This window comes from Bradyrhizobium sp. PRIMUS42, assembly GCF_023006515.1.
Lineage (GTDB): Bacteria > Pseudomonadota > Alphaproteobacteria > Rhizobiales > Xanthobacteraceae > Bradyrhizobium.
Genome location: NZ_JALBGZ010000225.1, coordinates 1 through 8,693 on the forward strand (window position 1 = coordinate 1; position 8,693 = coordinate 8,693).

The following is an 8,693-nucleotide window of genomic DNA, read 5'->3' on the forward strand; positions in this document are numbered from 1 at the left end:
AGCTCGCGCTCGCTCATGTCGACGTTGCCGTCGTCGAACGGCGCCCCGATCAGGCGATTGTCGAGACGCGCGCCGGCGGCCTGCACGCGCGCACCATCGAGATCCTCGATCAGCGCGGCGTCGCCGACCGCTTCCTGCGCGAGGGACAGATCGTCCAGCTCGCGGGCTTCGCCTGGACCAAACTGGACATCAGCGACCTCCCCACAAGGCACGCTTACGGGCTTGCGCTGCGGCAGAACCACATCGAGCGCATCCTGGCCGATTGGGCCATGGAGCTCGCGATCCCCTTCTATCGTGAGCGCGAGGTCACTGGCTTCGCGCAGGACGAGACTGGCGTCGACGTGACGCTGTCCGGCGGCGAGACGCTGCAGGCAGATTACCTGGTCGGCTGCGATGGCGGTCGCAGCCTGGTGCGCAAGACCGCGGGCATCGACTTCGCCGGCTCCGATCCGACGCTCAGCAACCTCATGGCCGAGGTCGAGATGCGCGATGAGCCGGAATTCGGCTTGCGTCACGACGCGCTCGGCTTCCACGGCCTCAGCAAGACCGAGAGCGGGCGCGTGCTGGTCGTCGTGACCGAAGCAACCCTCGATCGCACCGGTTCGCCCACCCAGCGCGACCTCAGCGATGCGCTCGCGGCCGTGTACGGAACCGACTTCGGTCTGCAAAACCCGGCGTGGATCTCCCGCTTCACCGATGCGGCGCGGCAGGCCGAGTCCTATCGCAGCGGACGCGTGCTGCTCGCCGGCGACGCCGCGCATATCCACCACTCCGTCGGCGGGCAAGGCCTCAACACCGGCGTGCAGGACGCCGTCAATCTCGGCTGGAAGCTGGCGCAGGTGGTCAATCGCGTCTCGCCCGACAGCCTGCTCGACAGCTACCCCACCGAGCGCCATCCGGTCGGCGCGCGCGTGCTGAAAAACACCATGGCGCAAATCGCCCTGCTCCGCCGCGGCGACGACGGCCGCAAGGCCGCGCGCGACACCATCGCCGAACTGCTCGGCATGGACGAGCCGCGCAAACGTTTCGGTGCGATGATGAGCGGGCTCGACATAAGCTATGATCTCGGTGAAGGCCACGCGCTGCTGGGGCGGCGCATGCCCGATCTCGACCTGACGGTCGAAGGACAGAAGCAAAAACTGTTCACGCTGCTGCACGGCGCGCGGGGTGTGCTGCTCGATTTTGACAAGCGAGGCGGCATCGACGTCACGCCCTGGGCGGACCGCATCGGTGTCGTCGACGCCGCCTATGACGGCCCATGGGAGCTTCCCGCGATCGGCCAGGTCGCCGCGCCCCGCGCCGTGCTGGTGCGGCCCGACGGACATGTCGCCTGGGTGGGAGACGGGAGCCAAGGCGGGTTAGAGGATGCGCTGACGCGGTGGTTTGGATCGGCTGCCAAGTAGTTCAGCTTCGGCGCAAAACCACGCGGCTTAGACTCCGGACCTTCGTGCGCTCGCTAGTCGAAGGCGCGTCGGTCCCGGCAGCTTCGTTCGTCGAGTTGAATTCCGGCTAAGATGAAAGCGCCTTCCTTATCCATCGCGGTCAGCCGCCGAAGTCGACGGCGCTCGCGCTCAGCAAGTGACAGTCAGAGCAGCGCGTCCCCTGATGTTTGTCATCTCTAATCCTTCAAATATCATGGCCCAAACGAAAAGCCCGCGACGGATTGCTCCGCGCGGGCCGAACCGAACTCTTTCGATGATGCTATTCTGCCAGTGTTTTGCCCGACGTGTCAAACTCACGCGCGACAGCCGTCCACTCCCTTCAGGGGTGCCCAAGCAAAAGCACCGCGAGAAGCGTGGCAGAAAGCAACGCCAGCCAGATCAGCGAAACAACAATAGAGGCGAAATGCCAATCTATGTCGCCGCGTCTGGCCCGCATTGTTGTCTCTCCGCAGCAGTCATGCGTGACAACTCAGCGGTCCTTGTCGGGTTTACCGTTAGGACTGCCGTCGCCGCCGCCGTTGCCTTTGCCATTGTTGCCGTGATGGTGATGATGGACACCGCGCGCGCCAGACTGCGCAATCGCGTCGGAAGTCAAGGACGTCGAGAGCAGGAGTGTAATTGTCGGCGGCGTCACCGCCGCGAACTTGCCGCAGGTCTTCAAGAACTCCCGACGGTCGTCGTGTTGGTCTGGCATGGCGTCCTCCAAATGGTAAAGGCGATTAAATAGTATTAAATAAATTAAATCAATTGAATTTTGTTCCTTAATCCGTTTGGGGAGACGGCCGTTTCGAATGACCGATTCCAGACGGCGGCCGGCGCTCGCGGCAACCGGGTCAATTCTCACAGCCACTCTGCCGGTGGAACCGTAATTGCGTAGGAGAATGCAGTGTTCCGCACCCGGAAAATGCCATGCGATATGTTGCGTACGCGGTCGATTGTCCGGCGTTGCCCGCGCAGTTTACGAGATCGATTGCCCGACAGACAAAGACGCGCACCCGAGCCGAGAACTTTCTAGATGCGCACCCTGTTGTAGAGGTGTCGGACGGTGCCCGCAGGGTCGTCCGGCTAGTACGTGAGAGCTCGAACTGACCGGTCAAGAAAAGCGGGAACTACTGCGAAGGGTTCGCGAGGGCCGCTCCGGCGATCTGTCTGCCGTGTCGCCGAGCCGCTGACTCACGCGGTTAGGCAGCGGCGACAAATTGATCGCCGCTTTTCGCGATTCACATTTGCAATCGCGGGAACTGAAGATGACCGCAATTCTGATCGGCCGCTCTGGTTTCGATCCGGTGCGGAAAAGCGGCCTCGGCATCGAGCCAGAAACCTCCAGATGCCGAGGCCGTCGTAGTGTTCACAAGTGTACCGTAGTGCCGGGAGGCCGGATGTATAGTCGCGTTGCCGACTTGCGCCAACGTCTCGAAGCGCTTGCTTCCAAGCTTTCCGAATTGGAACAGATTCGACAGAAAGTAGCCCAGGCCGAAGATGAGGCTCGCACAAAGCAGGCAGGGAGCCAGCTTGACGAGAGATCGGCTGAATCTGGCGGCACGAAAACAGGCATAAGGGATATTCGAGGGACCGGCGATTGCTTGCCGACCTCGCGTCAACGGACCAGCAGGCTCTGGTTCGAGTGCGATCATGGATAAACAGCAACTCACGAGTATGTCCATCGATGAATTGTGGGCCCTCCACACAGACGTCGATGAGATTATCGCCGCAAGGATAGTCGCTAAAAAGGCAGAGCTCGAAGCGCGGCTTGCGCAACTCCAACAGCCGACTAAAGTCATCGTTGATCAGCGCTGTACCTAGGCTTGGCAGACTTTGTTAGCGGCCCCTCCCTTCAGGAGCGCGGATCGCTATGGTGTGCCCATTAAGGTGGGCGAACCACTCCGCGGAGCGGTAGCGCCAGTTGAAGTCCAAATGGCCGCGTGGCGTTGGCTTCCACGAAGGCTCGTAAGGCCGGAGTGATCTCGGCGTCCTCAGCGACAGCTTCCGCCAATTCATCGGCGATCTCGCCGGTCGCGTCGCGCGCGTAGCCTTCGATCGCATTGAACACGACGATGCGGACCGGATAGGTGTATTGGCCTGACAGCAAGTCGCGGACGATGGTGTCGCGGTCGGTGTCTTGCTCGTCTGTTTCGCGCCAAGCGCAGCCAGCACGCGCGCCAAAATCCTCAAGCACCAGATAGATGTCCCGGTCGAGGCGATCAGTCGGGACGATCGACGGCGATGAACGCATACGCTTACTCCGAAACTACGCTTGGGCGGAGAGACGGCCCCGGCTGGCAGGGGGGCTTGGGGGGTATGGCCGGGGCCGCTCCGCCGGCTCGGCGGCGAGCCAGCACCAAACCAATTCCGTCGCGAGAGCCGCAGTTCCCGAGTTGAAAGGATTCTTGCGAGGGCAAACAGCGCACAGGGCATTAAAAAGGGGCTATCTCGCGATAGCCCCTTGCCGGTTGAAATAGTTGTTGGGATCAAATGCCAGCCCCGGCCTGCGCAGTTCTACCTAGATGGCGTAGAATGTGGAGTCCGGGAAACTGCGGTGTCCGCTAGAGGAACGCTCAGCGTCCTGCTCTGCCTGAGGAAGCGGCATCAGCGCCCCAGCTTGTGCTCGACCTTCTTCCGGCTTCTGCCCACCTTCTTGACCGCCTTCTTCGCCGCCGAGGCCGCGCGGCCCGTCTTCTTTGCCTCGTAGCCAACCGGCGTACGCTACTCTGAGATCAGTCCTCACTCCGGCGGAAGCAACGGCCGTATCCAACGCGAGAACCACTCTTCGGCGTCCTTGCGCGGATTGCCTGGACCATCCACTCCGAAGATGGGCGGCGGAATGAGGTAGCTCGGCTCATCCGCAAACGTGCCGATCGGCCTGCTAGGCTGCGATTGCCGCGCGTCAGCGGTCGGCACGGTCCAGCTGCCGAACCGCTCGTTGAACTCCGTGGATGGCAGATGCGGGATCGGCGCACTTCCCGATGTGAATACGGTGCCCGCGTTGAACTCGTTGACGCGGGTGAGGCGCCGGCTATCTTCGGGCGCGACTGATCCTGCGGCAGGCGTGGGCGCAACTTGAGGCAGATGCTCGGCAGGCATGGTGCCGCTTGGCGTGCTCGCCCAGTTGCCAAAGCGGTCTACGAACGTACTGGCATGTTCTGGTTTGGGAGAATTGTCTTCAACCAGCCATCCGGGCGCGAGCCCAAGAGAACTGCCGCCTGCCCCAGGGGAAGGATTGCTCGAGGCAAGCGGATCGTATGGAGTTGTGCCGGTGGAGAAGACGCCTCCACCGGTTATCCCGGCGCCGCTCTCCGCACCAGAAGCGCGAGCCGGCACGGTCCCTGCGAGCCCCACAGCGCCTAACATTCCAAGCAACGGGAGGAGTTGCGGAGCGACCACTCCGAGCGCCGCGACTGCTGCGACGCCATACAGCGCGTTAGGCGGCGCGGCGGCCGAAGGAGGGTCCGGATCTAGGATCGGGGAGCGCTCGAAAAACGGCAGCGGAGCCCCGCTAGCCGGATCGAACCTGAGAACCAGCGAATCTTGAGGGGACACCGTAGTGGGAGGTAGCGGCCCAAAGCCTCGGGGATCGGCGGCAGGCAAACCGGGAAGCCCATAAGTTTGAGGCGGACCCGGCGTCAATCCTTCCGGTCGATTCAAATCTTCAGGCAAAGGCGGAATAAAGGGAGGGACCCGTGTATCAATGACTGGAGGAATGAGGCCAGGCCGGTCGGGAACAGGTTCAACAGCTGCGAAGTGCTGCGAAATAGGTGAATCAGTGCGACTCTCCCGCGAGTAGCGCCTTATGATCGCTAACTTGTCTGCGAGACTGAGAGTCCCGTCAGGAAGGAGGATGGGAGCACGCAGAGCGCCTCGCCATTGGCTGGCAGCATGAAGTTGATCAACAGTGTCCTGCATCTGCCGAATGCTGTCGCGATTCTCTTCGGCATATGTTTTCCAATTTTCATGCCAGTCATCGATATGCCTGTTCGCGCCCTCGGGCGTCATTCCCAAAGGCGTATTGGTAAACAAATGCCCCCTCGCCAACGCGTGCTTGGCAGCTGCAAGAAAGCTGCTCATCTCGGCATCCAGTTGATCAACAGCAGCAGCATCGCCTTTCTCAGCGGCGGCGAAAGATGGGTGCGACTGGAGCTCCTTGAGAAATTTGCAGAACATCTTGTTGTAGCTCGCAAGATGGCCTCCTGTATGAGGGCTTGATCCTAACTCTCGAGCAGCTTCCTGACTTGATGGAAGATCGATCAAATTCTTGATGCCATTAAGATTGAAACGATTGCCCAAGACCTTGAGTGTGAAGTGGCCAGCAAGGCTCTGTGGCAAGATGTGATGGATCTGGAACATGCTAGCCTCTTGCGTTGCGCCAAGGCATGAATCAGCGCGGCCCCAGACGTCGGTGCCCGCATGCGAGTGGAGGAAACTAAATTGTCAGTCTTGATTGCTCGCCCCTGCTGTCGGGCGAGGCGGCAGCTGATAACCAGCAATGCCTTCGAGGCGCCATGCAATTGCTCGATGCGAGGCTTCGCATGAGCAGCCAGGAAAACGCCTGGCCGCAAAGAATGGCAATAAAAAAAGCTCGCGATATCTCGCGAGCCCGACTTCTCTAGACCATACTATTCTGCCGGTGTTTTGCCCGACGTGTCAACGAGCAGCCACGACAACGGACGCAGCAAAATGCCTGACACCATCCTGCCGATGAGACGCGGCTGGACAAGAAGGCTCTTGCCTCTGATCGGCGGATCTTTCGACGAAAGATTTTCAAGATCGACAACGCGGCGCATCAGTTCAATACTTGGTCGCATCGGTAAATCCGATGCCTCTCATGCCCGCCTCCTTGCACGCATCCTTAGCGACCTGGTCGCAGACTATCGTGGGATAGAAGAGAAGCCTGAAGATATGAGCCGCCCCGACACTATCCTCTTTGAAGACGAGGCTGCTTCTTCCCCTCAGATTGTAAACTTTGCGGCCGGGCGTAGGATATTCGATCTCAAGAACCGATTTCGCTTCGTCGACGGCATCGAGGACCCTGACGACATCACAAAGCCAATAAGTTGGTGCCGCACGGCCGTCTCGGTAACGTGTCTCGCATCTGACAAAACGAACGCCCTCCATATCCAATACTTCAAGAAGGCTCTTCATACGGTCCGAAACGAGATGGTAGTCGTGAAAGAGCTCCCAGTCCGTGGGAGCGCGGCCGAGAGATTTGTCGATCACAAGTCGCGGTGGTTCAGGGAAAGGCACGAAGCCTCGCCCCGGTGGTGGAATGAGTACCTGGCGTCCGCCTGCGAGAACTGCGAGATTCTCCATCTCCCATCCCGGCGCCGTTTGAAACCGAGCCAGACCGACGACATAGAACCTTCGAGCCTTCGCCTTACCCCGGCGCCTCTCTGGAGGAGAACCAACCATCAGTCTTCTCTCGTTACACGTAGGTCTAATACAGCCTGGCGCGGTGTGCCGACGCCGGCCATTTACACGGAATCATCAGTACAGCAAAAAACCGGCAGCCCCCCAAACACCTCGGAGTTCTTGTAACGAACCTGGATGCGCTCGCTCGCGCTTGCCCCGATCGTGTCGCCGTCCTTCACGACACTGCCATGCTCGATCAGATACATGGACAGTCCCGCCACCTTGTCGAACAAGGCCGGAAGCGTGAGCTTGCCGGTCACGAACTCGATCTCACGGCCGACGAATGCGGATAGTCCCATCGTGACCGCGCCGATCTTGACACCTGAGCCGAACGGCAGAATGTCGACCCATAGCCCGAAGGGATAGCCGGGATACGGTGCGAAAGAATCGCGGGACGTTTCGAGCCAGAGATCAACGGGCCGCGCGACACGGCCGGCCCACACCACGCCGCAGCACTCCGGCATCGTCGCAATCAACGCACCGATGACTGCGGTCGTGACGCGCGCGGCGACCAGCGGCTGCTCACCCTTTCCGAGCATCGATACAATCAGATGACCTCGATGCCGGGCGGCCACGGCCTTGCTCTCCGGCCACGTCGTGGCAGCGCGCGCCCACAGTCCCTGATCGTCCGGGACGGGTGCCGGCATCGACATGACGGCAACGAGCTCTTTGCCGCAGCGAATGAGCGGCGAGTTTGCCTGAGCCTGCTGCGCACGACCGTCGTCCATCGCCTCCGGTGCCAGCTCCGGATGTCGGGCGTGAATGACCTTGGCGACCGCAGACATGTCCGGCGTTACGGGATTGTTCAATAGGACCAAAGAGAGAAGCGAGTTACTCATCAACTGACCCGCGGAAATGACGGACGAATTCGACTTTGCTGTTCGCCCAGAGGTTGAAATCGCGCCCATGAATAGAACAAATGGAGAACAATGTCAATCGACGTTCTTGCCTTCTGTTGAAGCTCAACAGGGGTTTCGGCTTGGAGCTGGGCAGGAGACCTATCTCGATGATCTGCGGCGCGGCTGCGGGACACTCTCGTGCGCCAAGCTAAAGCGCCCAGCCTCGAGACCGGAAGCGGCGCCGTTCAAGCCCGCGCCGGCTCTGTACCGCGAGCGCGGCTTCGTGGACGGCGAGGCTTTCGCCGATGACCAGCCGATCGCGTTCACCAATTCCTGCACCTCGCGCTTCAGACCAGAGCAAGCGTGCTGACACACTAGATCATCACCGGACTTCCACGTCCGGCGGCTCCTCCTTCGGAGGCACGTCCATCGTCTTGCGTCCCAGGAATGTATCGGGTGGCGGCTGCTTCAAGAGCTCGCGAGCCTCGCGCACGATCTGGCGCATGTATTCTGTCTGGTCATGGTCGACAGGCGTCGGCCGATACACCGGCATCGGTGTGCTCCCTGGCATTGCAGGCGGGAGCACGATGGGTCTCTCAGCCACCGACGCCTACGGACAGAGCCTCGGCCGGTGATGATGGTAGGCTACCAGGGACCGTTTTGGTTCGATAGTGAACTTAGGTCATATTTCGCACTCAGTTTGAGTAAGTCGCTCAACAAGCTCAGATCACGTCGAAATTTAATCTGCGGCACGTATCAAAAGATACAGACTCGCCGCCGCGGCAGGCCTAGGCTTCATGCATCACCGCAACGCTCTTGGCATCGGTCGGTGATGAGAACGCAGTTGCTCTCCCGCCTCCTCCTACGAGGGAGTACGCCATGCTGAAGCGGCGTCGTTTCAAACAGAGCACGACACTCGGCGAAAGACTCGCCGACGAAGCCATCCGCTGTCGCGAGGAAGCGCGCCGGCTGGCGTCGGGGCGCCGCCGCGAGATGCTGCTGCGCCGGG

The 8,693-nt window shown here is 60.8% G+C and carries 9 protein-coding genes and 2 pseudogenes; 2 read left to right on the top strand and 9 right to left on the bottom strand.

Going from position 1 to position 8,693, the window contains the following annotated elements; all coding sequences use genetic code 11:
* On the top strand, nt 1-1,403 hold a 1,403-nt coding region (locus MOV75_RS18045; protein WP_247006309.1), incomplete at its 5' end, for an FAD-dependent monooxygenase.
* Nucleotides 1,404-1,911: 508 nt separating this feature from the next.
* Here the strand turns inward: MOV75_RS18045 and MOV75_RS18050 are convergent.
* Both MOV75_RS18050 and MOV75_RS18055 read right to left on the bottom strand, forming a co-directional pair.
* Entirely contained in the window at nt 1,912-2,136 is a 225-nt protein-coding gene (locus MOV75_RS18050) for a hypothetical protein (protein WP_246927652.1), read from the bottom strand.
* 526 nt (nt 2,137-2,662) lie between these two features.
* Nucleotides 2,663-3,076 (bottom strand): hypothetical protein, encoded by a 414-nt coding sequence (locus tag MOV75_RS18055; RefSeq protein WP_246927654.1) that lies wholly within the window; start codon nt 3,074-3,076, stop codon nt 2,663-2,665.
* Between MOV75_RS18055 and MOV75_RS18060 the strand changes: the two genes are divergently transcribed.
* Nucleotides 3,075-3,245, top strand: coding sequence for a hypothetical protein (locus tag MOV75_RS18060; RefSeq protein ID WP_246927657.1), 171 nt, complete (start codon nt 3,075-3,077; stop codon nt 3,243-3,245). The two genes, MOV75_RS18055 and MOV75_RS18060, sit on opposite strands and share 2 nt — an antisense overlap.
* A gap of 61 nt (nt 3,246-3,306) precedes the next feature.
* On the opposite strand, the gene MOV75_RS18065 is transcribed toward MOV75_RS18060, so the two are convergent.
* From MOV75_RS18065 to MOV75_RS18095, 7 genes and pseudogenes are all read right to left on the bottom strand, one after another.
* Nucleotides 3,307-3,675 (bottom strand): hypothetical protein, encoded by a 369-nt coding sequence (locus MOV75_RS18065; RefSeq protein WP_246927660.1) that lies wholly within the window; start codon nt 3,673-3,675, stop codon nt 3,307-3,309.
* 353 nt (nt 3,676-4,028) lie between these two features.
* Nucleotides 4,029-4,136, bottom strand: a pseudogene (locus MOV75_RS18070) (DUF3606 domain-containing protein); the annotation flags it as partial.
* A 27-nt stretch (nt 4,137-4,163) separates the two neighbouring features.
* Nucleotides 4,164-5,789 (bottom strand): annotated as a pseudogene (locus tag MOV75_RS18075) (AHH domain-containing protein); the annotation flags it as partial.
* Between the two features lie 263 nt (nt 5,790-6,052).
* The gene (locus MOV75_RS18080; RefSeq protein WP_246927666.1) at nt 6,053-6,241 is read right to left on the bottom strand and encodes a hypothetical protein; all 189 of its coding nucleotides are present in this window, start codon (nt 6,239-6,241) and stop codon (nt 6,053-6,055) included.
* Nucleotides 6,225-6,746 (bottom strand): DUF1629 domain-containing protein, encoded by a 522-nt coding sequence (locus tag MOV75_RS18085; protein WP_246927678.1) that lies wholly within the window; start codon nt 6,744-6,746, stop codon nt 6,225-6,227. Before MOV75_RS18085 ends, MOV75_RS18080 begins: the two co-directional genes overlap by 17 nt.
* 161 nt (nt 6,747-6,907) lie before the next feature.
* On the bottom strand, nt 6,908-7,753 hold the full coding sequence (locus MOV75_RS18090; protein ID WP_246927683.1) for a DUF4261 domain-containing protein: 846 nt from the start codon (nt 7,751-7,753) through the stop codon (nt 6,908-6,910).
* A gap of 313 nt (nt 7,754-8,066) precedes the next feature.
* Nucleotides 8,067-8,237 (bottom strand): hypothetical protein, encoded by a 171-nt coding sequence (locus MOV75_RS18095; protein WP_246927686.1) that lies wholly within the window; start codon nt 8,235-8,237, stop codon nt 8,067-8,069.
* Nucleotides 8,238-8,693: the final 456 nt, after the last annotated feature.